Source organism: Xanthomonas sp. D-99 (genome assembly GCF_017746145.1).
Classification (GTDB): domain Bacteria; phylum Pseudomonadota; class Gammaproteobacteria; order Xanthomonadales; family Xanthomonadaceae; genus Xanthomonas; species Xanthomonas cissicola.
The window spans coordinates 1-25,978 of sequence record NZ_JAGHWU010000090.1 but is presented as its reverse complement, the minus strand read 5'-3'; the positions used below and the strand labels follow the sequence as shown (position 1 = coordinate 25,978).

Annotated in this window: 16 protein-coding genes and 2 pseudogenes; 6 read left to right on the top strand and 12 right to left on the bottom strand. The window is 64.5% G+C overall.

The window, feature by feature from the left end:
• The 3 genes from J7360_RS20135 to J7360_RS20125 all read right to left on the bottom strand — a co-directional run.
• Window positions 1-1,340 (bottom strand): TonB-dependent receptor plug domain-containing protein (locus J7360_RS20135; protein ID WP_209034641.1); only part of this gene is annotated, 1,340 nt, incomplete at its 3' end.
• A 316-nt stretch (window positions 1,341-1,656) separates the two neighbouring features.
• Entirely contained in the window at window positions 1,657-3,264 is a 1,608-nt protein-coding gene (locus J7360_RS20130; protein ID WP_209034639.1) for a sulfotransferase, read from the bottom strand.
• A 33-nt stretch (window positions 3,265-3,297) separates the two neighbouring features.
• On the bottom strand, window positions 3,298-3,771 hold the full coding sequence (locus J7360_RS20125; protein WP_126214678.1) for a hypothetical protein: 474 nt from the start codon (window positions 3,769-3,771) through the stop codon (window positions 3,298-3,300).
• A gap of 140 nt (window positions 3,772-3,911) precedes the next feature.
• Here J7360_RS20125 and J7360_RS20120 point away from each other — a divergent pair, with 140 nt between their 5' ends.
• Window positions 3,912-5,414: a sulfotransferase gene (locus J7360_RS20120; protein ID WP_057662096.1), complete on the top strand. Its 1,503-nt coding sequence runs from the start codon at window positions 3,912-3,914 to the stop codon at window positions 5,412-5,414.
• A gap of 19 nt (window positions 5,415-5,433) precedes the next feature.
• Here J7360_RS20120 and J7360_RS20115 read toward each other — a convergent pair whose 3' ends face one another.
• From J7360_RS20115 to J7360_RS20085, 7 genes are all read right to left on the bottom strand, one after another.
• Window positions 5,434-6,717: an aspartyl/asparaginyl beta-hydroxylase domain-containing protein gene (locus J7360_RS20115; protein WP_057662098.1), complete on the bottom strand. Its 1,284-nt coding sequence runs from the start codon at window positions 6,715-6,717 to the stop codon at window positions 5,434-5,436.
• A gap of 156 nt (window positions 6,718-6,873) precedes the next feature.
• Window positions 6,874-7,851 carry a cation diffusion facilitator family transporter gene (locus J7360_RS20110; protein ID WP_057662103.1) on the bottom strand — a complete coding sequence of 326 codons (978 nt, stop codon included), beginning with the start codon at window positions 7,849-7,851 and terminating at the stop codon, window positions 6,874-6,876.
• Window positions 7,852-8,070: 219 nt separating this feature from the next.
• Complete coding sequence (mmsB, locus tag J7360_RS20105) at window positions 8,071-8,973, bottom strand: 3-hydroxyisobutyrate dehydrogenase (protein WP_173644238.1); 903 nt, start codon at window positions 8,971-8,973, stop codon at window positions 8,071-8,073.
• A gap of 155 nt (window positions 8,974-9,128) precedes the next feature.
• Complete coding sequence (locus J7360_RS20100; protein ID WP_057662145.1) at window positions 9,129-10,316, bottom strand: enoyl-CoA hydratase/isomerase family protein; 1,188 nt, start codon at window positions 10,314-10,316, stop codon at window positions 9,129-9,131.
• Window positions 10,316-11,113 carry an enoyl-CoA hydratase gene (locus J7360_RS20095; RefSeq protein WP_057662109.1) on the bottom strand — a complete coding sequence of 266 codons (798 nt, stop codon included), beginning with the start codon at window positions 11,111-11,113 and terminating at the stop codon, window positions 10,316-10,318. The genes J7360_RS20100 and J7360_RS20095 overlap by 1 nt, the downstream gene beginning before the upstream one ends.
• Window positions 11,110-12,291, bottom strand: coding sequence for an acyl-CoA dehydrogenase family protein (locus tag J7360_RS20090; protein WP_007970984.1), 1,182 nt, complete (start codon window positions 12,289-12,291; stop codon window positions 11,110-11,112). The genes J7360_RS20095 and J7360_RS20090 overlap by 4 nt, the downstream gene beginning before the upstream one ends.
• Window positions 12,292-12,301: 10 nt before the next feature.
• Window positions 12,302-13,807 carry a CoA-acylating methylmalonate-semialdehyde dehydrogenase gene (locus J7360_RS20085; protein ID WP_057662113.1) on the bottom strand — a complete coding sequence of 502 codons (1,506 nt, stop codon included), beginning with the start codon at window positions 13,805-13,807 and terminating at the stop codon, window positions 12,302-12,304.
• A 137-nt stretch (window positions 13,808-13,944) separates the two neighbouring features.
• Here J7360_RS20085 and J7360_RS20080 point away from each other — a divergent pair, with 137 nt between their 5' ends.
• From J7360_RS20080 to galA, 4 genes and pseudogenes are all read left to right on the top strand, one after another.
• Entirely contained in the window at window positions 13,945-15,330 is a 1,386-nt protein-coding gene (locus J7360_RS20080) for a short-chain fatty acyl-CoA regulator family protein (protein ID WP_057662116.1), read from the top strand.
• A gap of 519 nt (window positions 15,331-15,849) precedes the next feature.
• Window positions 15,850-18,559: pseudogene (locus J7360_RS20075) on the top strand (TonB-dependent receptor).
• A 189-nt stretch (window positions 18,560-18,748) separates the two neighbouring features.
• The gene (locus J7360_RS20070; protein WP_057662121.1) at window positions 18,749-19,960 is read left to right on the top strand and encodes an arabinogalactan endo-1,4-beta-galactosidase; all 1,212 of its coding nucleotides are present in this window, start codon (window positions 18,749-18,751) and stop codon (window positions 19,958-19,960) included.
• The gene (galA, locus tag J7360_RS20065; RefSeq protein WP_057662124.1) at window positions 19,957-22,521 is read left to right on the top strand and encodes a beta-galactosidase GalA; all 2,565 of its coding nucleotides are present in this window, start codon (window positions 19,957-19,959) and stop codon (window positions 22,519-22,521) included. The genes J7360_RS20070 and galA overlap by 4 nt, the downstream gene beginning before the upstream one ends.
• A gap of 237 nt (window positions 22,522-22,758) precedes the next feature.
• On the opposite strand, the gene J7360_RS20060 is transcribed toward galA, so the two are convergent.
• Together J7360_RS20060 and J7360_RS20055 are read right to left on the bottom strand one after the other, a co-directional pair.
• Window positions 22,759-23,112, bottom strand: a complete 354-nt coding sequence (locus tag J7360_RS20060) for a hypothetical protein (RefSeq protein ID WP_078586110.1) — start codon at window positions 23,110-23,112, stop codon at window positions 22,759-22,761.
• A gap of 167 nt (window positions 23,113-23,279) precedes the next feature.
• Window positions 23,280-25,208, bottom strand: coding sequence for an alpha-L-fucosidase (locus tag J7360_RS20055; protein ID WP_209034637.1), 1,929 nt, complete (start codon window positions 25,206-25,208; stop codon window positions 23,280-23,282).
• Window positions 25,209-25,747: 539 nt separating this feature from the next.
• Here J7360_RS20055 and J7360_RS20045 point away from each other — a divergent pair.
• Window positions 25,748-25,900: pseudogene (locus tag J7360_RS20045) on the top strand (transposase); the annotation flags it as partial.
• Between the last annotated feature and the right edge of the window lie 78 nt (window positions 25,901-25,978).

Here is a 25,978-nt window from a genome sequence, read left to right as displayed (position 1 = left end):
TTGTTCAGACCTTCCCTAATGGGCGGGGGGATTACCGTGGTACTGCGGTTGTAGGTGAACGAGGCGTCGTACGACCAGTTGTCGTTGATATCGCCCTGTGCGCCGGTCGTGATGCTGAAACTATTGGTATCCGACTCGGTGATGCGTGGGCCGCCTTCGACGTTGCGCTTGGCCACATACACGGTGAACTCGTCGTCGGTGATGCCGACGTCGTTACACAAGCTGCCGATCACCGAGGTTGCGCAGTTGACGTTGAGGTCGGTGAAAAATGCACCGGAGGGCGCGATCTGGGTCGAACTCTTGCGGTTGACGAACAATGTTTCAAGGTAAGGCTTGAAGTGGTCGTTGACCTCATACTTGATGTTGGTACCGGCGGTATAACGCGTGTCCGGCCGCTGGTAATAATTCAGCGGTGCAAAGTTGTAGAGGTTCGGTGAAGCGACCTGAGACCAGGTTCCACTGGCAGAAGGCTGCACGTAGAACGCGCCGGCCGATGGCGCCACCACATAAAAATTTGCAGGATCAGCCGTGGCAGAGCCACCGCAGGCAGTGCCGCGATTGCTCAATGCGCATGCAGAGTAGTCGCGCTGCCCTTGCAACAACGGATCGTTCTCGCGCCAGGTGGCCCAGGCAGTTGCATGACCGGATTCGCCGAAGCTGCCCCCGATCGCGAGGTCGACGTTGCGGGAGATGCCGTCCAAGCCCGAATTACCGGTAGGGTAATCGTAGCCGGCCTCGTCCATCAGCCCACGCATCAACTTGTTGCCGTTATCGTGCTGATAGGCGTTGTAGCCCATGTCCACGCTCACGCCTTCAAATTCGTCATCCAGCACGAAATTGACCACGCCGGCAACCGCGTCGGAACCGTACACCGCAGAGGCGCCGCCGGTGAGGATGTCCACACGGCGCACCAACGCTGCAGGAATGATGCTGATATCCGGACTTTCGCCGATCCCCTTGGGAATGCGTCGGCCGTTGACAAGGGTCAGCGTGCGCTGCGCGCCCAGCCCGCGCAGGTCGACCGTTGCATAACCCTGGGAACCGTTATTGGCAAAGTTGTCGAACGAGGCAGCAAGTTGCGGATACTGATTGATCAGATCTTCGACCTTGGTCGAGCCGGTGTACTGGAATTCTTCCTTGTTGATTTCTGCGACCGGACTGGAGGCAGTCATCGTCTGACTCTTGATACGCGTGCCGGTGACACTGATGGCGTCCAGGCTTTTCAGTTCCGGGGCGGGCTGTTCCTGCGCCATCACGGTGCCAGTCAATGCCAGCGCAGCTGCGCCAGCGGTGAGCGACGTCTTGATGGCATCGCGCAGTTTGGTGGTCTTCAATCTCATCTCTCTCTCCGACGATCCGAACGGATAAGCGCAGCACAAGGCAGTGCATCTGCATGGATGCAGATGCATCACGGCTGCGGCGGCGTAGGCAACGCATCGCTATGCGCTGCTCACAGTGGCTCGCGACAGGCGAAAAGGCGCCCGAAAAAACGCTGCCTACCCGATGTTAAGACGATGTCGAAGATAATTAAACCCATGTTCAGCATCGCTCCTGATTGGTGCATTAAAGCCCCAAAGCAGTGCAGCTATCACACACCAAATGCGTTTACGATCGCATCTGATGGGGCCGCTTGTGGCGCGCCTGTCCGCTGAAGCGTCATCGACCGATACCGGCGTCCAGCTCGTTCAACTCCGGGAGCGACACCCCTGCGGCCTGAAGCTGCTGCACCAGCGGCGCAAGTCCTGCCAGGTGCCGGCGGGAGCTGCGTACCGAACGTTGGTGCACCTCCCCGCGCACTTGCGCCGCGCTCGCCGTGACGAACGCCACCGTGCTTAGCTCGGGCGCTATGTCGGTTGGGTCCAGCCCGCAATGGGCCAGCACACGCGCGATCTGTTGTTCGGTATCGCTGACCAACGTTTCGTAGTGCACATCCAGAATCCTGCCCGGCAGCACTGCATGCCAGTGCTGCATGATTCGCCGGTAGGCAAGATAGTACTCGCCGATCTCGTCCAAGGCGTACGAAAACGGATAGGCGTTGTAGAACAGGGTCTTGTACATCGCGTAACAGGTATCGAGCGGATCGCGTGCAAGATGGATGATGTGCGCCTTCGGCAGCGCGGTCGCGATCAGCCCACAGTAGAGATAGTTGATCGGCATCTTGTCGATCACCACCGGATGGCCATGAACGACCTCGCGGGCGCCACGCAGATACTCCTGGCCGAGCGCAGCGAAATCGATCTTCAGCGATGCCTGCACTGTCGTCAGGCCTGGGTGGGCCGACAGGGCGCGGGCGGTCGCCTCGCCCAGAACCATGCCGAAATCCATTAACTCTCCGGCCGAGCGCGCACCACCGCGCTGGATGAGCAGACGCTCCAGCAAGGTCGTCCCCGACCGTGGCAAGCCGACGATGAAAATGAGGCCTTCACCGGCATGACCGGGTTGCAGCGCGCGTAGCGCGGTCTCGTCGTAGCTCTGGCGCACGGCCGCGATCTGCGCGCATTCGGCAGCGACATCGTATTGCAAGGTCTGGCGCTTGCTTGTCGCAGCCGCGGTAAGAGTCTGGAACGCGTCTGCATGCAGCCCCAGATCTTCCTGTTCCTTGGCCAGCGCATACAGTGCCGCCGCCCTGGCAGAGGGCTCGGCGAGCGCTGTGTGTTGCAGCCGTTGCCGCAAATCGTCCAGATGATTGCGCTGCGCGGTCTGCCTGCGCACGGTGGCGCGCAGATACAGCGCATCGCCCGCTCCTGGCGCTGATTGCAGCAACCGCTGCAGGGTGGTTTCTGCGGCATCGAACTCACCGACAAAAAATTGCATCGTGGCCAGGTCGTACAACAGCGGCGGCGGCTCTCCCAACAGCGCAAGCGCCTGCTGATAGGTATCGCGGGCAGCGGAGACATCGTGGCAGGCACTGTATAACGCACCAATCCGCCATAACGCTGTGCCATCGGTTGCGGCCAGGGCATGCGCTTGTCGGGCGACCGACAACGCGTCATGGCGGCGTCGCAGCTGTACCAGCAGGCTGGCGTACTTGATCAACAGAGCAAGCGGTGCCGACGCAACCGCCGCTGCCCTTGCGATCCGCTCGCCTGCAGTGTGCGGATCGCCATGTGCCAGGTAGGCTTCGCTGGCCAGTTCGAGCAAATGCGCCTGGTCCGGGTATTGCAGACAGGCGCGTTCTGCCAGATGGATCGCCTCGCTATAACGGCCCTGGCGCAACCGCTGATACCCTTCCCGCAAGATGCTGCGCAGCTGTAACTCGGTCAATCCACTCTCCTCTCCATGCATTGCATCGGCCGCTCAGTCGACGCGACGCGCGCGCAGCGCCACGCCCGCAGGCGTCACCAGCATGTAGCTGCCCATGGCCGCCTTGCGAATCACTACACGTTCGCCCTCGGCCAGATGACCGCGACTGCTCGCTTCTGTCAACGTCCAGCGCTGCTGCGTATCCAACGACACCAGGCGGGTGCCATCGGCTTGATATGCCACGGCAAGCACGGTCGCGCTCACCTGGGCCGGGGCGGACTGCGTGGTGGATGCTGCCGGCGCCTGGGCTGCGTTATGCCCGAATTCGCGCATGCCTCTGTCGGCTTCTGCCGCCCGCACGGCCGCCGACGGCGGATAGCTGGCGTCATAGCAGGCAAGCCGCGGCAGTGGGTCGATCACCGAAGCGCATGGATGCGTCGCAGGCTCCTGCGCCGACACGCTGCCTGCGCAGCTCAGCATGATCGGCACCCATCGCATCGGTCTGGACATCTGTTGGTCTTCGGTCATCGCCTGCAGCCGAGCATACAAGGCAAGTGGACGACGGTGGGCGCCGCTAGTGGTTCCTGGCCGGTGCCGATTGAACGGCGCGCGCACGCCACCTAAGCTGCACTCGTCCAAATTGCTGCATCGTCAGCCGGAACCGCGCATTGAACACCTCTGATCAGCGGGCAGCGCAACTCCTGCAGCAAGGTCACCTGCAACAGGCGATTGCTGCGTATCAAACTATTGTGCGGGAGCGTCCACACGCCGCCGATGCCTGGTACAACCTGGGGTACCTGTTCCGCCGCACCGGCGACATCCCTGCGGCATTGCAGGCGTATGCACAGGCGCTGGCATGCGGAGCGGCAGCGCCGGAGCAGGTCCATCTCAATCGCGCAGTACTGCTCAGCGAGCATCTCGGTGACGCCGCCGCGGCGTTGCAGGAACTCGAACTGGCGCTACATTGCCGGCCAGCCTATCCCCCCGCGTTGCTTAATTTGGGCAATCTGCACGAGGAGCTGGGCGCGCGCGGTCATGCCATCGCCGCCTATTCTCAGCTTCTTGCCGTTGCCCCGGCCGATCCAGCGACGCAGGCACTGCAATTGCAGGCTGCTGCAAGGATGCTGCATCTGGACCCACCCATCGCTGTCGACGACCTGCGCATGATTGGCCTGACGCAGGCCGTCTCTGTGCAAGGACTGGATCGGCAGCTTATGGCGACCGTGCTGCATGCACTGGCCCATGCCTACGACCGTCTTGGCCAGCATCGGCATGCATTCGATACGGCTACCGCTGCCAACCGGCACGCCTATGCGCACGTAACCACATACGACCCGCAACGCACGCAGCGGCATTTCGACGCATTGATGGCCACATTCGACAGCGCGGCTGTGGAATCTGCGCGGCCGCCGCATGCAGATAGGCACGATGCAACGTCTGCGCTATTTATCTGTGGAATGTTCCGCTCCGGGTCGACGGTGATCGAGCATGCATTGTCCCGCCACTCACAGGTTGCTGCGGGTGGCGAGATGGATGCGCTCCCCCGATTGGTCGCGCAAAGGCTATCTCCGTTTCCGCAAACCGTACGCACGCTCTCGCCACAGATGATCGCGCAGCTCGCCGTGAGCTATCGGCGGCACATCGACGCAGTTATTCCGGACCAGGCGCAGCTGCGCTACATCACCGACAAGCGCCCGGACAATTTCCAGCTGATCGGCTTGATCAAACGCCTGTTCCCATCGGCAAGGATCGTGCATACGCGCCGGCATCCATTGGACAATGGGCTATCGATCTTCATGCAACAGCTCAATCCGCACGGGTTCGGATACGCGGGCAAACTGGAAGATATCGGGCATTTTTACGGCGCGTACCACCACTTGATGAACCATTGGATGTCGCTGTACCCGGACAGCATCCATACCTTCGACTACGATGCCTTCGTGGCCGCGCCCGAGCGGACCTTGCGCGCCTTGCTGGATTTCCTGCAACTGCCCTGGGAGCCTGCGTGCCTGGACTTCCACCTGGCGGAACGTGCGGTGCGGACCGCAAGCTACTGGCAAGTCCGCCGCCCCCTGCACGCCGAGGCCTCGGGACGCTGGAGATCGTATGCGACGCAACTTGCTCCGCTACGCATCGCTCTTGGCAAGGCCGGCATCCCGCTCCCGGACTGATCTACCCGCAAGCAAGCGCTCATCCGTGCCGGTGCGCTGCGATGGCGGCCTCCATGGCATTGACCATTGCCCGCTCCTGCTGACTGAGCAACGGATTCCAGACGTCGAAAATCAGTACCACCCGGACCTGCACACTGTCGTTACGCGCCTCGTGTTCGATCGAATCGTCGAACACAAGCACTTTTCCGGCTTCCCAGCGGCGCCAGTCGTACCCTACCCGAAAGCTGCAGTGCTCCGGCACGATCAGCGGCAGATGCGCCACCAGCCGGGCGTTGGTTTCGCCGTGATGCGGAGGAATGGTGGTGTGCGGCGCCAGCACGGAGAACATCGCATTCGGACAGACGCCATCGATCTGCGCCGCATCGACCAGCGATAATGCGGCTGCCGTCGCCGGGCATCGTTGCAGATGCGCTTCCACTGGCTGGCCGTGTGCCCAGAGCGGATAGGAACTCCATGCCGGCGAATGGTTGAGGTCTTTCCATTGATTGACCGGCTGGTCGGGCGCGTAGGCGATGTAAGGAGCAAATCCACGCGTGTCCTCATCCATCACGGCGCGCAGTTCGTGCGTGATCGCATCGGTATGACGCTGCAGCTCGTCGATCCACGGGAATGCGGCTTCCGCATGGAATGGCAACGCCGGCAAGCGCGGAATATGCAGGCGATTGGACTGGGAATGAAATGGCCTGGTGCGCCCGCACGCGATCGCCGCAGCTTCGTCCCAGCGGCCGTGCAGTGCCGCGTCCATGGACATGCGCGGAATTTCCAGTGCGGCCCGCAACCGGGCTTCCAATTCCAGCGTGTCCTGCTCGACCGCCTGTTGCGCGTGCAGCAGCTTGCGGCGCAGCGCCGCCGGCCATTGCGGCTCCGGCGGCGCGACGGCGAGCGCATCGCGATAGACCCCGGCTGCCGCGTGCGGCCGCCCGCGCGCCTCCAGGAATGCGGCTTTGGCCAGTAAGCCGGGGAGAAAATACGCATCCAGCGCCAGCGCTGCGGTGATGGCTTGCCATTGGCCATCGATATCGCCTTGCGCCTGCTTCACCACGGCAATGGTCAGTACGATCATCGGGTCGCCTGGATTGCCTGATCGCGCTGCCGTCAGATGCTCCAACGCTGCGACCGCATCGCCCCGCTGATAGGCATGGACGCCCAGGCTGTACAAGGCGTGCGGATGCGCGGGGGCCAACTGGTGCACCTGCGCCCACAGCTGTTCGGCTTGCTGCCATTGCCCGGCCGACGCAGCCGCACTGGCCTGCGCGGTCAGCGCGGCGATCTGCTCGTTGACCTGCTCGACCTGTACTGCCATGCCACGTCGCCCGTCAGCCATTCCCGTCCGGATCATACGGCCTGGATGGCCCGCGACAGCAAGCCCACGGTGCACCGATGGACGGCATCGCGCCGCGGCCAGTGGCGAAGGCGCATCGCTACCGGGTCGGAATGCTCGCCCGTGCGCCAATGGCGATCAGTGGGAATGCACGCCATGCGTGTGCCCATGCGCATGAGCGTGCCCATGATGCGCGTCATGGCCCGTGCCTGCCGCCGGTTTGGGCGTGCCGCAAGGTTCAGTGCCGCAGTCGTCGCTCTCCACCTGCAAGGTGACGTGCGCGATATCGAAGCGCTCATGCAGCAGGGCGCCGAGCGCGTCACGCAGACGGTCGCGGTCGGTGGCCTCGTTGACCACGATGTGCGCGGTGAGCGCCGGCGTGCTGGAGGCCAGCGCCCAGACATGCAGGTCGTGCACGTCTTCGACGCCAGCGTGGCCGGTCAGCGCCTGCTGCACCTGCGCCAGGTCGATCCCCTTGGGCACGCCTTCGAGCAACACGTTGATCGCCTCGCGCAGCAGCACCCAGGTGCGCGGCAAGACCCACAGGCCGATCAGCACGGCCAGCACCGGGTCGATCCACTGCCAGCCGGTCCAGCGGATCAGCAGGGCACCGATGATTACTGCCACCGAGCCGAGCATGTCGCTCCAGACTTCCAGATAGGCGCCCTTGACGTTGAGACTTTCGCCGCTGCCGGCATGCAGCAGCTTCATCGCGACCAGATTGATCACCAAGCCGAAGCCGGCGATCAGCAGCATGCCGCTGTACGCAATGTCCTGCGGGGCACGAAAGCGTTGCGCGGCCTCCCACAGGATGTAGCCGCCCACTGCGAACAGCAGCGCGCCATTGGCCAATGCGCCCAGCGCCTCGAGCCGCACATAGCCATAGGTGCGACGCACGTCGGCCGGACGACGACTCAGGCGCACCGCGACCAGCGCGATCATCAGGCCGACGGTGTCGGTGGCCATATGCGCAGCGTCGGACAGCAGCGCCAGGCTGTTGGTCACGAATGCGCCGATGATCTCTGCCAGCAGAAAGGTGGCGGTCAGCCCCAGTGCCCACCACAAGGGGGCTTCGTGACGGATTTCGCTGGGTGCGTGGTTGTGGTCGTGTCCCATGGATGTCGTGGCCTGCTGCAATGCGCGCACCTTAGGCGCACGCGATGGCGGAGACTATTACACCTGTGCGTAATGACATCACATCACGCAAACCGTGCGGCGGGCTGCAAAGCGCAGTGGTTGCGCCAATGCGGGGCGCGAGAACTGCAGTCACGCTCTGGAAGCATGTCTGGTCCGCACCGCCCTTCCAACAATCCGCGGCGCGAGCCAGGTGGCTCGTCAGACCTTGGCGAACAGCTTGACCACGCTGGAAAAATCCAGCGCCCCGTTGCCTGCCTGGCTGTTGATTGCATACAGGTTGCGCGCCAGCTCACCGAGCGGAATCGACACGCCGGCCTGCACCGCCGACTCGGCAACCAAACCCAGATCCTTGAGCATCAGATCGTTGCCGAAGCCGCCGCTATACCCACGCGAAGCCGGCGCATTGGGCAGCACGCCGGGCCACGGGTTGCACACCTCGGTAGCCCAGCTGCGCCCGGTGCTGACCGCCATCATCTGCGATAGCACCGCAGGGTCCAGGCCTTGCGCGACGCCAAGCGCCAGCGCTTCGCCGGTGGCCGCCATGATCACGCCCAAGGCCATGTTGTTGCACAGCTTGGCGACCTGCCCTGCCCCATTGTCGCCGACATGGAAGATGTTCTTGCCCATGGCCTGCAGCACCGGGCGGGCGCGCTCCAGCGCATCGGCAGCGCCGCCGACGATGAAGGTCAGCGTGCCGGCTGCAGCACCGGCCGTGCCACCGGAGACCGGGGCGTCCAGCATCGTCAGGCCACGCGCCTTGGCCGCGTCGGCCACCTTGCGTGCGGATAACGGTGCGATGGTGCTGCAGTCGATGACCAGGGCACCATCCGCGATCTGCGCCAGGATGCCGGATTCGCCCAGGTACAGACCTTCGACGTGGCGGCTCGCGGGCAGCATCGAGATCACGACCTCGGCACCGACCAGCGTGTCCTGCGCGGAGCTGGCAGCATGCGCGCCAGCCGCTGAGGCAGCATCCAGGGCAGCCGGTGCGAGATCGAACACCCGCAGCTGATGCCCGGCCTTGATCAGATTGGCAGCCATTGGCCCGCCCATATTGCCCAGGCCGATAAACGCGATCTTGCTCATGGTGTCGGTTTCCAAAGTAGGGCCATCTTCAATAAATAGCCGGGGTCATCCCGGATTGCTGGTGCGCACGCAGCCACCGCCAGTCTTCAGCTGCGACGACACAGGTGCTACATGGCAACTGCGATGCAATCGGGCGTGAGCCGAATGTCCCTCGCAAAGTTGCCAGCCACTCAACGCACACCGAGCTGGCCTGCCGCCAGATCGGCAAGCGGGTGGTCCGCGGCCGACCAGGGCGCGACAAAGAAGTCTGCGGCCCACTGCGCATCGGCTTCTTCCAGCGATCCAGGCTGCCAACACGGTTGACGATCCTTATCGATCAACAGCGCGCGGATGCCTTCTGCAAAATCGCCGTGCGCCGCCACATGCAATGCGACCACGTATTCGGTCCGAAAGGTATCGGCCAGCGTCGTGGTGCCCGGATGGCGATACAGCTCCCAGGCCAGGCGTGCCGAGCCCGGAGCACCCGCGGCCAAGGTGGCACGTGCAGCCTGCAGCCAGCTGTCTTCGCTTTGCAGCGCCATGATTGCAGCGACGATGTGCTCCAGTGACTCGCCGGATACCAGGCGTTCGATCAACTGTGCGTGGAGTTGCAGCGGGCCCGGCTCGGTGGGTTGCGCGATGCCATGCAGGAATGCGCCGAGCTGAGTACGGTCGTTGTCGGCATTGCCTGTCCATGCGTGCGCGCTTAGCGCATCCAGCACTGCTGAGTACTGCGCATGCTCCAGGCGCACATCTGCCAGCCCCGCGTAAATGGCATCGCTGGCATCCAGCGGCGCGCCAGTCAGCGCCAGAAACAGGCCGGCCCCCTGGGGCACGCGGCGCAACAGCCAGCTGCCACCCACATCGGGAAACAGCCCCACGCTGATCTCCGGCATGGCAAGGCGCGAGCGTTCGGTGACCACGCGATGGCTGGCGCCGGACATCAAACCGATGCCACCGCCCATCACGATGCCGTGGCCCCAGCACAGCAGCGGCTTGGGATAGGTATGGATGCGGTAGTCGAGCCGGTATTCCTCCTCGAAGAATGCGGCCGCATGCGCGTTGGCCTGCGGCGCTGCGCATCGCGCTGCAGTGTCGGGCACTGCAGCGCGATGCGCACGCATGCTCTGGTACAGGCCATGCAGATCGCCACCAGCACAGAACGCTTTGTCGCCGGCGCCACGCAACACCACGCAGGCGATCTGGGCATCCTCAGCCCACACACGCAACTGCACATCCAGCAGCCGCGTCATCTGTAACGACAGGCCATTGAGCGTCTTGGGCGAATTCAAGGTAGCGATGCCGATCCGGTGCCCATCGGCGCATGCACGCTGCTCGAACAGCACCGGTGCCTCGTCGGTTGCGCTGACCTGCGCCATCAGCGGTTGCTCCACTGCGGCGCGCGCTTGTCCAGAAATGCAGCCACGCCTTCGGCCTGATCGGCATGCTCGAACAGATCCACGAAGGCTTCGCGCTCGGCAATCAATGCCGCTGCGTGGGTGCCATGGCGCGTGGACTGCACCAGCTGCTTGCATGCCGCCACACTGACCGGGCTCTGTTTACCGGCACGCTGCGCCCAGGCAACCGCCAGCGCGCGCGACTCGCCCTTGCCCACCACCTCTTCCACCAAACCGATGCGCTGCGCGGTAGCGGCATCGATACGCTCGCCCAACAGGATCATGCGCTTGGCCCAGCCCTCGCCGACCAGGCGCGGCAGATTCTGGGTGCCGCCGGCACACGGCAGCAGGCCAACGCTGGCTTCAGGCAACGCGAGCTGTGCGTGCTGCTCGGCAATGCGCAGATCGCACGCCAATGCGCATTCCAGCCCGCCCCCCATCGCATAGCCGTTGATTGCGGCAATCGACACGCCACGAAATGCGCTCAAGGCTTCGAACGCTTCGCCGAACCGGCGCGCAGCCTCACGTGCATTGGCCTTGTCGCCATCGGCGAACTGCTTGAGGTCGGCACCGGCGCTGAAGAACTTCTCGCCTTCGCCGGTGATCACCAGCGCGTAGATGCTGCGATCTGCATCCAGCGCGCGCACCAGCTCGCGCAGGGCCGCCAGGCTGTGCACGGTCCAGGTGTTGGCCGGCGGATTGCTCAAGGTCACGATGGCGACGTGCCCACCGCGCTCGACCTGCAGACCGGTGTGGAGACGGCCTTCCCAATCGCTCATCGCAATTCCTCCTCGCCATTGAGCAGGTGACGCGCCACGATCATGCGCATCACCTCGTTGGTGCCTTCCAGAATGCGGTGCACGCGGCTGTCGCGCAGCAAGCGCTCGATCGGGTATTCGCGGATATAGCCGTAGCCGCCATGGATCTGCAAGGCATCGTCGCAGATGGCAAAACCGGCATCGGTGGCGAAGCGCTTGGCCATCGCACACCAGACGGTGGCATCGTGGCTACCGGCATCGAGCTTGCGCGCGGCGGTGTGCACCATCTGCCGCGCGGCCACCAGCTGCGTGGCCATGTCGGCCAACTTGAACTGCAGCGCCTGGAAATCGGCCAGTTTCTTGCCGAACTGGCGACGCTCGCCCATGTAGCGACGCGCAGCATCCAGCGCGCCTTGCGCGGCGCCCAACGAACACGCGGCGATATTGATGCGGCCACCATCCAGCGCCTTCATCGCCATCTTGAAGCCTTCGCCTTCCTTGCCCAGCAGGTTCTCGGCCGGAATACGCACGTTTTCGAAGCTCACACCGCGCGTAGGCTGGCTGTTCCAGCCCATCTTCTCTTCCTTGCGACCGTAGCTGATGCCAGGTGCATCGGCCGGCACCACGAAGGCGCTGATGCCACGTGCACCGTCTTCGCCGGTGCGCGCCATCACCACCAGCACGTCGGTTGCGCCGGCGCCGGAGATGAAGGCCTTGCTGCCGTTGAGCACATAGCTGTCGCCGTCGCGCTGCGCGCGCGATTTCAGCGATGCCGCATCCGAGCCACTGCCCGGTTCGGTCAGACAGTACGAGCCCAGCCTGGCGCCGCTGGTCATCGCCTCCCCCCACTGCGCGCGTACCGCGTCGGTGCCATAGCTGGCGATCAACCAGGTGGCCATATTGTGGATGCTGATGAAGGCGGAGGTGGACGGATCCACCGTGGCGAGTTCTTCGAACACCACTGCCGCATCGAGCCGACGCATGCCCAGGCCGCCAACGCCTTCATCGGTGTAAAGCCCGCAAAAGCCGAGCTCGGCGGCCTTGGCGATGGCCTCGCGCGGGAAGTGACCTTCTGCGTCCCACTGCGCTGCATGCGGGGCGAGTTGCTTGTCGGCGAAGTCGCGGGCGGCGGCGCGGAAGGCTTCCTGCTCGTCGTTCAAGTCGGCTGTGTTGGGGTGGAGCTGGATGGCTGCATTCATGGCGATCGGGTCACTTGAGGGAGATGGTGGTGTTGACGCCATGGCCCAGCGTCTGATCGTCGAACCAGCGCGCGGTCACGGTCTTGGTCTGGGTGTAGAACATCACCACCTGCTTGCCGTACGGACCCAGGTCGCCAAGCTTGGAAGCGCGCGAGCCGGTAAAGGAGAACAGCGGCACCGGCACCGGAATCGGCACGTTGATGCCGACCTGACCCACATCGATGTCTTCCTGGAAACGCCGCGCAGCCGCACCGGATTGGGTGAACAGCGCCGTACCGTTGCCGTTGGGGTTGGCGTTGACCAAGGCGATGGCCTCGTCCAGCGTGGCGGCTTCCAGGATCACCAGCACCGGCCCGAAGATCTCTTCGTCGTAGATCCGCATGCCGGGTTTGACGCCGGAAAAGATGGTCGGGCCGACAAAATTGCCCTGCTCGAAACCCGGCACCTGTGGTGCGCGACCATCCAGTTCCAAGGTGGCGCCCTGCTCCACACCGGAGGCGATCAAGCCTTCTACCCGCTCGCGCGCGGCGCAGGAAATCAGCGGACCGACCTCGGTGCCCGGGGCGTTGCCGGCACCGATTTTCAGGCTCCTGGCCTTGGCTACCAACTCCGGAATCCACGCGCGCGATTCACCAACCAATACCAGCGTGGAGGCGGCCATGCAGCGCTGCCCGGCGGCACCGAACGCGGCACCGACCATCGCATTGAGGGTCTGCTCGCGATTGGCGTCGGGCAATACCACGGCGTGATTTTTGGCGCCCATCATGCATTGCACGCGTTTGCCGGCGAGCGAGGCACGTCGATAAACGTGCGTGCCCACCTTGGTGGAACCGACAAACGACAACGCCTTGATGTCGGGGTGATCGCAAAGCGCATTGACCACTTCCTCGCCGCCATGCACGACGTTGAGCACGCCCTTGGGAATGCCGGCTTCCAGGGCAAGTTCGACCAAGCGCATGGTCACCATCGGGTCCTGCTCGGAGGGTTTGAGCACGAAGGTGTTGCCGGTGGCGATCGCCATCGGGAACATCCACAGCGGAATCATCGCCGGGAAGTTGAACGGGGTGATGCCCGCGCACACGCCCAGCGGCTGCAGCAGGCTATAGGTGTCCACGCCATTGGCGACGTTGTTGGCCAGCTCACCGAGTTGCAGATTGCCGATCGCCGCGGCGTGCTCCACCACTTCCAGACCACGGAACACATCGCCTTCGGCATCGGCCAGGGTCTTGCCCTGCTCGGCGCTGAGCAGCGCGGCCAGTTCAGGCATGTTTTCCCGGATCAGCTGCTGGTATTTGAGAAAAATACGCGCCCGGGCGCCCACCGGCGTCTTGCGCCAGGTCGCGAAGGCGCGGCTGGCCGCTGCCACTGCGGCATCCACTTCGGCGGTGGTGGCGAACGGCACCTGGGCCAATACCGATTGGTCGGCCGGGTTGACCACATCCTGCCACTGCGTGCTGGCGGACACTACCAACTCGCCATCGATCAACAGGGAAACGCGGGGGACGGATTCGCTCATTGCAGGGCTCGCTAGTGAAGAAGGACATCGGGCCGTTGCGGCCATCTCTTCGCATTGTTTGCATCGATACCTTCCATTCCCAGCCCGCGATTGCTTAATCGCGCTAAGCTGACGACATAATCTTGCGAATCTTGCGAATGCCTCAGTCGCACGCTCACCTCCGCCACCAGCTCGGGCTGCGCCTGCAGCGGCTGCGCCAGCGCCATGGCCTGACCCAGGCCGAACTGGCGCGCCGGCTCGAACTGTCGCCAAGCTATCTCAATCAGATCGAACGCAATCAGCGTCCGCTCACACTCGCCATCCAGCAGCGGCTCAAGACCGCGCTGGGCGACCTGGACGGCCTGCTGGACCTGGACGACCCGGCCGCGCTGGTCGAGCCGCTGGACGAATCGCTACGCAGCCTGGGCCATACGCTGTTGCCGGCCGAGCTGCGCGCGCTGACCGGCAATCTGCCGCAGGTGGCCCAGGCGCTGCTGGATCTGCACCGCGCCCATCAACATCTGCTCGAGCGCAACGCTGCGCTGGAACTGCAGATCGGGGTCGAGCACGCCGCGATGCCATCGCTCTCGCCCGGCGAGCAGGTGCGCGACTACTTCAACCGCGCGCACAACTATCTGCCCGAACTGGACGAGCGCGCCGAAGCGCTTTACGCCGAACTTGGGTTGACCCCGGAAAATCTTCCGCTGCGGCTGCGCCAACGGCTGGCCGAGCGTCACGGCCTGCTGGTGCAGGACGCCCCCGAGCTGCATCGCGACAAGCGCAGCTTGGATGGGCAGGCGCGCGTGCTGTGGCTGCCGGCGCACCTGCGGCCGGGCCAGCAGGCGTTCCAGATGGCGGCGCAGCTTGCATTGCTGGAATGCGCGCCGCTGCTGGACGCGCGCATTGCCGATGCCGGTTTCGAGGACGCCGAGCGCATCGCGCTCTCGCGGATTGGCCTGTCGAACTATTTCGCCGGCGCGCTGGTGATGCCGTACAGCGCGTTCCTGCACAGCGCACAGACCTCGCGCTACGACATCGAATGGTTGGCCGACCGCTTCGACGTGGGCTTCGAAGCGGTGTGTCACCGGCTCAGCACCTTGCAGCGACGCGGGGCAGCCGGTTTGCCGATCTTCTTCATGCGGGTGGACCGCGCCGGCAATGTGTCCAAGCGTTACTCGGCCACCGATTTCCATTTCTCGCATGTCGGCGGCGCCTGCCCGCTGTGGATCGTGTACGAGGCGTTCAACCAGCCCGACCGCATCCTCACCCAGATCGCGCGCATGCCCGACGGCCGCCGTTATTTCTGGCTGGCCCGCCAGGTCAGCAGCGGCCCGCCCGGCTATGGTCGCCCGCGCAAGACGTTTGCCCTGGCCATGGGCTGCGACCTGCGCCACGCCGATCAACTGGTGTATGCGCGCGGTTGGGATCTGAACGCGGTGGACGATGCGGTACCGATCGGCCCCGGCTGCCTGACATGCGAACGCAGCGACTGCGTGCAGCGCGCATTCCCTGCGCTGCCACGCCTGCCCGCGCGCGCGCGTTAGCGGCTTGGTGGGAATGGAATCTGGTCGTCGGGAGTGGCCGTGCGCTGGCCCGCGATCGCAACGACAGACACACTGCACCTGGCCTGATTGCATCGGCCAATCTGTCGCTCCTGCCGCGCGCACAAGCGGCAACATCATGGGGAAATCCCGTCGGCCCAAGTCATCCAAGTACCAGGCAATGCCACAGCCGCTGCGCCGCATCGCCGCCCTCACTTCCAGAAGATCAAGCAGACGCGAGTGCCGCAGCGCAGCATTCCAAGCCGAGATAGCTGCCGCAAAATGCTTCATTGGAATGGAATGGCTCGCGCTTCTACCCTGAAGCGGACACATGCAAGACAGGGGGACGCCAGCGCGACGCAGCGCGCTGTCGGCGTCACGCACACGAACGACCAACACTAGATCACGCAGCACCGCACCACTGGCCACACCCGCGCGGACGCGCCAGCCCCGCTCCATGCGGCTGGCAGCACCAGCAGCTACCACCGTATTCGGTCACTTTGTCCTGGGAGGGATCAACCGATGCCTGTTCACCATACCGGCCACCCGGCCACCCGGCCACCCGGCCAGTCGGCGCCTGCGCCGCACGCCAGTTCGCGCCACCCTGTGCACCACCATCGCCTGCGTGCTGGCCACCGCGTTCGGCGCGCATGCGCAGGACAGCGTCCCGGCGACTCCGCCCGCAGGCGACGCGAGCCCTGCTGCTGGCAACGGGCAAACGCCGGTGACGCTGGACAACATCACCGTGATCGGCCAGCGCGCCAGCCTGAATCAGGCGGTGCAGGCCAAGCAGATGTCCGATCACGTCGTGGAAGTGATCTCCGCAGACAACATGGGTCAGATGCCCAACGTCACCGTGGCCGAGGCGCTGGTGCGGCTGCCTGGCGTCAACGGCACCCGCGACCGCGGCAACGAGAGCCTGGCCACCGTGCGCGGCCTGGGCCCGCGCATGACCATGGGTACCGTCAACGGGCGCGAAATCGCCTCCTCCGAGCCCAACCGCGCCGTGCGCTGGGAAGTATTCCCGACCGAGATCGTCTCCACCGTCAAGGTCTACAAGACCCAGTCGGCGGATCTGGTCGCCGGCGGTCTTGCGGCCAACGTGGACATCTCCACCATCAGCCCGCTCGACTACACCGGGCCAGGATTCGTCGGCACCGCCGGCCCGGTGTTCTATGACCACGCCAAGGATGTGGACGGCTACAGCCCGTGGGGCAGCCGCTTCGGCGCCAGCTGGGTGCACAAGCTCAACGACAACCTGGCGGTGGCGTTCGGCGCCACGTACCAGAAGCAGAAGAACGCCAGCTCGTCGATCGGCAGCTGGGGCTATACCGATGCCACCACCTCGCGCGATGTGGATGGCGACGGCACCGTCGACCCGACCCCATGGGGGGCGGCCGACCAGCTCAAGCTGATCGACCAGACCCGCACCGGCGCGATGGGCACCGTGCAGTGGCGCTCGGGCAATGTCGAATTGAAGTTCGACGGCCTGTATTCGCGCATCGAAATCGACGAAGACCAATTGCAGAACTGGTTCAACGGGCTGGCGTTCAGCACCTTCTCCGGCAGCACCAATCCATACACCACACCGGGCTCGTCCTACACCATCGTCGATGGCGATGTGGTGGCCGGCACGCTGGCCAATTCGAACCTGCAGGTCGACCACGTGGTCAGCCATTACAACGAGGTCAAGACGCTCACCGCCGGCGGTTTGAACGCCAAGTGGAGCGGCGATGTGTGGACCCTGGGCAGCGACCTGTCGTTCTCGCAGGCCAAACGCGACAACACCTGGCAGGCGGTGCGTTTTGGCAGCAACCCGGACACCATCTCGTTCGATTTCCGCCGCAGCGTCACGCCCACCATCAGCACCAGCTCGGACACGCCCGAATACGGCATCGCCGGGCAGACCGAGCCGCAGGCACTGCGCGACAAGATCGCTGCGCTGGCACTCAACGCCAGCCGCGCCGTGGATGCCGGCCCGTTCACGTCGCTGGAACTGGGCGCACGCGCCGCGCGTCGCGAAAAACAGAACCGCCGCTTCCTCAGCAACCAGTCCGGCTACGATCAGCCGATCGCCGCGTATCAGGACCTGATCTACCCGGTCACCATGCCCGACTTGAACGTGCCCACGCTGACCGGCGGCAACCTGGCCGAGATCGCACGCATCGGCTTTGGCGGGTTCGACCCGAGCACGCTCGACGAACAACTGCTCGACCATTGGAACGTCAAGGAAGACGTGCGCGAAGCCTTCGCCAAAGCGGTCTTCAGCTCGCAGCTGTTCGGCACCGATGTCACCGGTAATGTCGGTGTGCGCCTGGTCAACACCAAGACCACCAGCGAGGGGTTCGATTCGGTCGGCAGCACCATCCAGCCCAGCACCGGCAGCAAGGAATACACCGACGTACTGCCCAGCGCCACGCTCAATTTCCTGATCGACGACCAGCGCATCCTGCGCTTTGCGGTGGCCAAGGTCATCGCGCGTCCGCCGCTGGACGAACTGCGCACCGGCCGCCGTCTGGACGACCCCAACGTGACCGTTGGCCAGCTCACCGGCAGCGGCGGCAACCCGCAGCTGGACCCGTTCAAGGCCACTCAGGTCGATGTCTCGTACGAGTGGTACTTCCATACCGAAGCGCTCGCGGCCCTGGCCGTGTATCGCAAGGAAGTGGATTCGAGCATCGGCTACCGCACCGACCGCGAAGTGATCAACGGCCTGGATTACCTGGTCAGCGCGCCGTTCAATGGCGGTGGCGGCTACATCAATGGCGTGGAGCTCACCTTCCAGACGCCGTTCTACTTCATCCCGCACATGGAAAACTTCGGCGTCTACTCGAACTATTCGCTGGTGGATTCCAACCTCAAGGAATTCTCGCCCGAAGACAACCCGCTGCCATTGAGCGGGCTGGCACGCAAGACCGGCACCTTCGACCTGTGGTACAGCAGCGGCACCTTCGAAGCGCGCGTGGGCTACAAGTACCACAGCCCCTACACGGTGGTGTACGGCTGGAATGCCGCACGGCTGGCGCGCTTGCAGAGCGAAGGCACGGTGGATCTGAGCCTGAACTGGCAGTACAGCAAGCAGCTCGGCTTCCGCTTCCAGGCCAGCAATCTCACCAACGAGCCGTTGCGCGCCTACACCGACAACAAGCCCAATCGCCTGGCCAATCAGGACGATGGCGGCTATCAGGTATTCGGTCGTCGTTACCAGTTGGAAGCGACGTACAAGTTCTAGGCATTGCTCGATCGGCTGCACATGCTGCTGCGCAGCCGATCTGATCTGTGCACGCCTGTATAACACCGCAGCCGCCGTGTGAAATCCAATCTGCAAGCCACGTTTGGATTCTGCACAGCGGCCGCGCAGCAGCACGGCCGCCTGCGGCATGCTGTCACCCGTTCCAGGTTGTCTCTGTCGAGGAATTGCATGCGCTCACCACGCCGTCTCTGGACGCCCGCGCTCCTGGCGCTGGCCATTTCCACCTTCGCACACGCCGCCCCGGCTCCCGCCACGTTGTATCTCGGCGCGGACCTGTCCTACGTCAACGAGATGGAAGAATGCGGCGTGCAATACCGCGAGAACGGCGTGGTCACCGATCCGTTCGAACTCTTCCACGCCCACGGCGCCAATCTGGTGCGCGTACGCTTGTGGAACGATGCGCGCTGGACCAAGTACAGCGACCTGTCCGACGTCAAAAAAACCATTGCACGTGCACGCGCGCAAGGCATGCAGGTGTTGCTGGATCTGCACTACTCCGATGACTGGGCCGATGGCGAAAAACAGCTGATTCCCAAGGCCTGGGCCAGCATCACCGACACCGACGAGCTCGCGCGCACGCTGTATGGCTTCACCTACGACACGCTGAGCGCACTCGACCGCGCCGGCCTGATGCCGGAGCTGGTGCAGGTGGGCAACGAAAGTAATTCCGACCTGATGGACAGCACGCCCTGGGACAAAAAACGCCCCATCGATTGGCAGCGCAACGCCAAGCTGTTCAACGCCGGCATCAAGGCGGTGCGCGACATGGCTGCACGCTCGGCGATCAAACCAAGGGTGATGCTGCATATCGCCCAGCCGGAAAATGTGGAGCGATGGTTCGCCGACGCCACCAAGGCCGGCGTCACCGATTTCGATCTGATCGGCATCAGCTACTACCGCAAATGGTCCACGCAATCGATGGCCGAGCTGGGCAAGACCATCAGGCGTCTGCGCGGCCGCTACGACGCCGATGTGGTGGTAGTGGAAACCGCGTATCCGTGGACGCTGGACTCCGGCGACACCTCGCACAATCTGCTCGGCGAAGACTCGCTGATTCCCGGCTACCCGGCCACGCCGCAAGGCCAGGCACGCTACATGGTAGACCTCACCCAGCTGGTGATCGATACCGGCGGCGCCGGCGTGGTGTACTGGGAGCCGGCATGGACCAGCAGCAGCTGCAAGACGCGCTGGGGCACCGGCTCGTCGTGGGAAAACGCCAGCTTCTTCGACTTCAAGCACGGCAACGAGGTGCTGCCGGCGATCGACTTCATGCGCCACCCGTATACCGGTGTGCCTGCAGCGATCAACGCTGACGCGCACAAGCGTCATGCGGACAGCCAGCACGTCCCTGCAGAGGCCGAAAAAAGGACGCAGCCATGAGCGGCATCAATCGGCGCGAGTTGCTGCGCGGCATGCTTGCCAGTGGGGTGAGCGCCGCCCTGCCGGTAGGCGCAGCCGGCACAGTGGCCTCCGCTGGCGCGACGGCTGCACCTGCAGCCAAGAACAGCGTCTCGACATCGGCACTAGGCGATGCAGCGCTGGCACCGCGTGAGCGTCTGCTGTTCGACTTCGGTTGGCGCTTCCACCTGGGCCATGCCAGCGATGCGGCGCGCGATTTCGAATTCGGCACGTTCCAACGCAGCTTCGCCAAGGCCGGCAAGGACACCGCGACCGCCGCGCAACTGGCGTTCGACGACAGTGCCTGGCAGCAGGTGGATCTACCGCACGACTGGGCCGTCGGCCTGCCGTTTCGGCAGGAGCCCATCTCGGCCTCCATCACCGAGGAAGACCCGGCCGCCGCGCACGGTTACAGGCCGCTGGGTACGAGTTTCCCGGAGAACAGCGTGGGCTGGTATCGGCGCAGGCTGCAGATTCCGGCCAGCGATCTGGGCAAGCGCATCAGCCTGGTGTTCGATGGCGTGTTCCGTGAGTGCATCGTGTTCTGCAATGGACACATCGTCGGCCGTCACGCGAGCGGCTACTGCGGCTTCGAAGTCGACCTCAGCGAAGTGCTCGACTACGGCAGGCCCAACATCATCGCCATCCGCGTGGATGCCACGCTGGGCGAAGGCTGGTTTTACGAAGGCGCCGGCATTTACCGGCATGTGTGGCTGCAAAAGACCGACCCGCTGCATCTGCCGCAAGATGGCGTGTTCGTGCGCAGCACCGTGCGAGATGGCAACGCCACTGCGCAGCTCTCCACCGAAGTGCGCAACGACGGCACGGCGCCGCGCCAATGCGTGGTGCAGGCGCGCATCACCGCACCGGATGGACGCATCGTGGCGCAGGCGGCCAGCGCAGCGGTCATCGTCGCGCCCGGGCAGCTGCAGGTGGTCGAACAGACCTTGCCGCTTGGGCAGGCAGCGCTGTGGTCGATCGACACGCCCCAGCTCTACAGCCTGAGTAGCAGCTTGCACATCGACGGCACTGCAGTCGATGCGCTGGTGACGCCGTTTGGCGTACGCAGCATCGCCTTCGATGCGCAACGCGGTTTCCTGTTGAACGGCGCACCGCTCAAGCTGCACGGCACCAACAATCACCAGGACCATGCCGGCGTCGGCACCGCCATTCCGGACGCCTTGCACGCATGGCGTCTGCGTCAGCTCAAGTCGATGGGCTGCAATGCCTACCGCAGCTCGCACAATCCGGCCACGCCGGCACTGCTCGCGCTGTGCGACCAGCTGGGTATGTTGGTGATCGAAGAAACCCGCCGCATGTCGACCGATCCCGAGGCGATGGGCGAACTGGACGCGATGGTGCGGCGTGGCCGTAATCATCCCAGCGTCATCCTGTGGTCGCTCGGCAACGAAGAGCCGCAGCAAGTGACCGCGCGCGGTGCACGCATCGTCAGCCGCATGCAACAACGCGTGCGCCAGCTGGACCCCACCCGCCCCACGACCTTCGCGATGGACAAGGGATTTGGCGATGGCGTGGGCCAGGTGGTGGATGTGGTCGGCTTCAACTACCGCACCAGCCAGATGGACGGCTTCCACGCGCAATACCCCAACATCCCGATCTACGGCAGCGAAACCGGCAGCACCGTGTCGGTGCGCGGCAACTATCAACGCGATGACCAACGCGGTTACACCCGCGCCTACGACCTGGACCACCCCTGGTGGGCCAGCACCGCCGAAGCCTGGTGGAGCTATGTCGCGCAACGCCCGTACATCGCCGGCGGCTTCATCTGGACCGGCTTCGACTATCGCGGCGAACCCACGCCCTACAACCGCTGGCCCAATGTGGCTTCGCAATTCGGCGTGCTCGATAGCTGCGGCTTCCCGAAAGACAATTATTGGTACTACCGCGCGCAGTGGACCAGCGAACCGGTACTGCATCTGTTCCCGCACTGGAACTGGGACGGCGTGCTGCAGCCCGACGATAATGGCCGCATCGCGGTCTGGTGCCATAGCAATCTCGAGGCGGTGGAACTGCTGGTCAATGGCGTCAGCCAGGGCCTGCAGCAGGTGCCGGCCTATGGCCATGTCGAATGGCGCGTGGTCTATGCGCCCGGCATGATCGAAGCGCGCGGCTATCGCGGCGGCAAACTGGTACTCAGCGAGCGTCGTGAAACCACAGGCAAGCCGGCGGCGATTCGCTTGAGCTGCGATCGCAACACGCTGCGTGCCGATGCCGAAGACGTGGCCGTGGTGAAGGTGGAGATCCTCGATGCACAAGGCCGCCTGGTACCGACCGCCGACAACCTGGTGCAGTTCGCACTGCGCGGACCCGCAGGGCTGATTGGGGTCGGCAATGGCGATCCCAGCAGCCACGAGGACGACAAGGCGCCGCGGCGCAAGGCGTTCAACGGCCTGTGTGCGGCGCTGCTGCAAACCACGCGCAGCAGCGGCGAGATTGAGCTGCAGGCAACCGCGCCCGGGCTGACCTCGTCCACGCTACGCCTGCCTGCCGAGCCCACGCGATCGCGCGCATCGGTGGCTTGAAAAGCAGTCGCTGGGTACGACGACGGAACGTGCTGCGTTACCTGGGCCAGTGCTGGCCTCGGTAGCGTAGCGATGCCATACGCAAGTCGAAGGCCATCCATCGGCCTGTTTGCTGACGGAGATGACCGAGCAGTTGATCCCGGCTGGAGGGAGCGCATGCCGGCTTTGGCCACGGCCAGCACATCGTCGGCAGCCCTGACAGGTCAGCTCCCTACCGGTTGCGTGACATCGGCAGCCTCAGGTCTGCGCACTTCCGGCAGCCGGGTCGCGCGGAAAATAGCGGTTGAGCTTTTCTTCCCACGCGCGGAACTGCTCCAATGTCTGGGCGTCCATCGGGCGCGGGTCGTCGGCCAGGGCTTTGTTCTGCGCAACATAGGCGATGCGCTGGGACGACAGTTCATCCCACGCCTTTCTGAGCATCACCGGATCCGGATGCGAGACCAGCATCGCCTCCAGCAGCGTGGCCTGGGCCACGCGCGCGGCCAGCAGATCGCTGAGCGCCTCGGTCACCGCCTGCATCCACTCGTGTTGTTTCTGTTCCATATCCAACCAACTCGCTTGCGTAGTGCGCCGCCCACCATAGCGCCTCATCTGGAATGGCGGCGTGCAAGCCAGGTTGAAGATTCGGGCTACACCACGTGATGCGGCTGCGGCGATTTCCCTTCCATCGCTTCGCTTGACGTCTTTCAACGCGCGAAGCTGTCTCCACTTAGCGCTGCCCTCCCACGCGGCGCACGACCGCGCGGGAGCGCACGCGCTCATCGCAAGCGCGAGAACGCGCCGATCCCCGCGATCGCCAGCCGCTCGGCGGGCACCGCCGTCTCCGCGAACGACAGCCGCAGATAGCGGATCTGGCGGACCTCGGGGAAATTCAGCCGCTGGGTCGAGAGCGCATAGGCGATGTTGGAGAGCTCGCCGGCGCCGGCCGGCTGCCAGTGCTGGCCATCTTCGCTGGTGTCGGCGCGATAGCCCTTCGGCGGCGCCGCACCGGTCATCACTGCGCGCGAGGGCGTGAGGCTGAACCCGGCAACCTCACGCGACGCGCCGAGGTCGATGGTCGCCTGCACGGGATGGCCCGGCGTCGGTGCGGGCGTGATCCAGATCGAGCTGGCATCGTCGTCTAGCAACTTCTCCGCCCCTGGCGCGCTCGCCTCGACGATGCGCCAGCCGGCGGTGGACAGCACGTCCGGTGCATTCGCCGTCGGCCGCGCGACCGGCACCGGCGCAACGGCGCGGAACAGCGCCAATTCGCTGATCGCCGGGCAGACCGGCGCCTCGAGCACGACCAGGCGCACCCGGCGTGCGGCGATCGGGCGCTCCAGACGCACGATCCGCTGTGCACCGATGCACTGCGCCTCGGCCAGCCGCCGCCATTGCCCATCGACCTCGGCTTCGACCGCGAAGCGGGTAACGCGCACGCCCAACGGCAGATACTCCCGCAGCCGGATCAGGTCGAAGCTGTGCACCGCCGACAATTCCAGCGTCAGCGTCGGCGTGGTGACCTCGTCCGGCGTGGACCAGTAGCTGTCCGGCTGGCGATCGAGCACGCGCGCCGGCTCGAACCCGGCCCCGCGCGAGGCGCTGGCACTGGCCTTGGCGCCCTTGGCCAGGTCGATGGCGAAGCTGGCGCGGATCGCGTCGCCGAAACTCTGCAGCACCGCCACGTCGTGGTCGGGGATGCGGCCGCGTCGGTCGGGCGGCAGATTGAGGTTCATGTTGGTCCCGCGCGCCACCGAGGTGTCGAAATAGCGCACCAGATTCTCCGGGCTCCGCACCTTGCCGTCTTCGTCGGCGTGATAGAACCAGCCCGGACGGATCGAGGTGTTGGTTTCGGCCGGCCACCACAGCGCCCCTCCGCGCACGCCGGAATTGCCGTTTTCCTGGGTGTACGGGGCATTGGGCATGGTCGGCCAGGATGGATCGCCGGCGATGCCATCTTCGTTGCCGCCCCACCGGATATCGGCGCCGAGCGGATCGAAGGTACATGCCATCAGCTGATGCTGATGCACCAGCTCGATCATCCGCGGCCAGTTGTAGTACGCAGGCGCATCGATCTTGCGCGATTCGCGCGCCCCACCGTAATAGCCATCGCCGCCATTGGCGCCGTCGAACCAGAACTCGAACAGGTCGCCGTAACCTGTGCAGAGTTCGACGATCTGTTTGCGGAAATAGTCCAGATAGCCGGGGCGACCGTACTCGGCGTGGTTGCGATCCCAGGGGGAGAGATAGATGCCGAAGGCCAGGCCGGCGCGTCGACATGCCGCGGCCATCTCGCCGACGATGTCACCCTTGCCGTTTTTGTAGGGCGAATTGCGGATGCAATGCTCGGTCAGGCGTGTCGGCCAAAGGCAGAATCCATCGTGATGCTTGGCAGTGAAAATAAGCCCTTTCAGATTGCCGGCCTTCGCAGCAGCGGCGATCTGATCGGCTGAAAAATCGCTGGGATCGAATTTGCGCGGATCCTCGTCGCCGTAGCCCCATTCCTTGTCGGTGAAGGTGTTCATCGCAAAATGCACGAAGGCGTATTGCTCCCACCGATGCCAGCGCAGCTGGCGCGGGCTGGGCACCGCACCCCACGGCGCCGGCCCGCTGGCACGCGGCGTCTGCGCGATGCGCGCTGCCGACGCGCCGAAGCTGGCGGCAGCGGCCACCACACCCGTGGCAAGAAAGGTACGACGATCGATCATTGGCGACTTCCGACTTTGCACAAGTTTCGATCTTAGCTTTTCCAACGGCGAAGAGTCCCCCACCAAGCCAAAAGCGGTTGTGCAAAGGGCCGCGTGCGGGCGGGCCCCGGGGCGGATGGCGTTGGAGAGCGTGCGAAGCAAGCCGCAGCCGTTCGCGGCTTGACGGCGCTGCCTCAGAACATTGATACCATCCGGCCCTATGGCATCCGCGGGAAGCGTCCCAATCCGCTCCTACAAGCCGCCGTGTACCGCCCAAAGCAAGACAGCGCGACGCTACCGGCGCTGCCGTTCCAGCTTGCCTGCCGTCCGAGGGTAGTCGGTATCTTCAGTGGCTGCGGCACATCGCCTGGCGCGCACGGTGCTGACCGGTCCCAATCAGGTTTGGAGCATGGACTTTGTTGCTGACGCCTTGTTCGACGGGCGCCGCTTCCGGGCCCTGACCGTCGTGGACAACTTCACCAAGGAGAACTTGGTCATCGTGAAGCGTCCTCGTTAATTCGATCCACTTGGAAGTAGAGTTTCACTCCAAGGAGCTCTGCATGAAGAAGTCCAAGTTCACCGAAGAACAGATGGTCCGGATCCTCAAAGAGGTCGAGGCCGGTGCCAAGGTCGGCGAGACCTGTCGCAAGCACGGGATCAGCGAGCCGACCTATTACGTCTGGAAGTCCAAATATGCCGGCATGGAGGTGTCACCAGCACTTTTAATCTGACCCACCGCAGCAACTTCAAATTGACCCGCCTCCCGTAGCCTTTGGCCCTTTTGAAGGGCC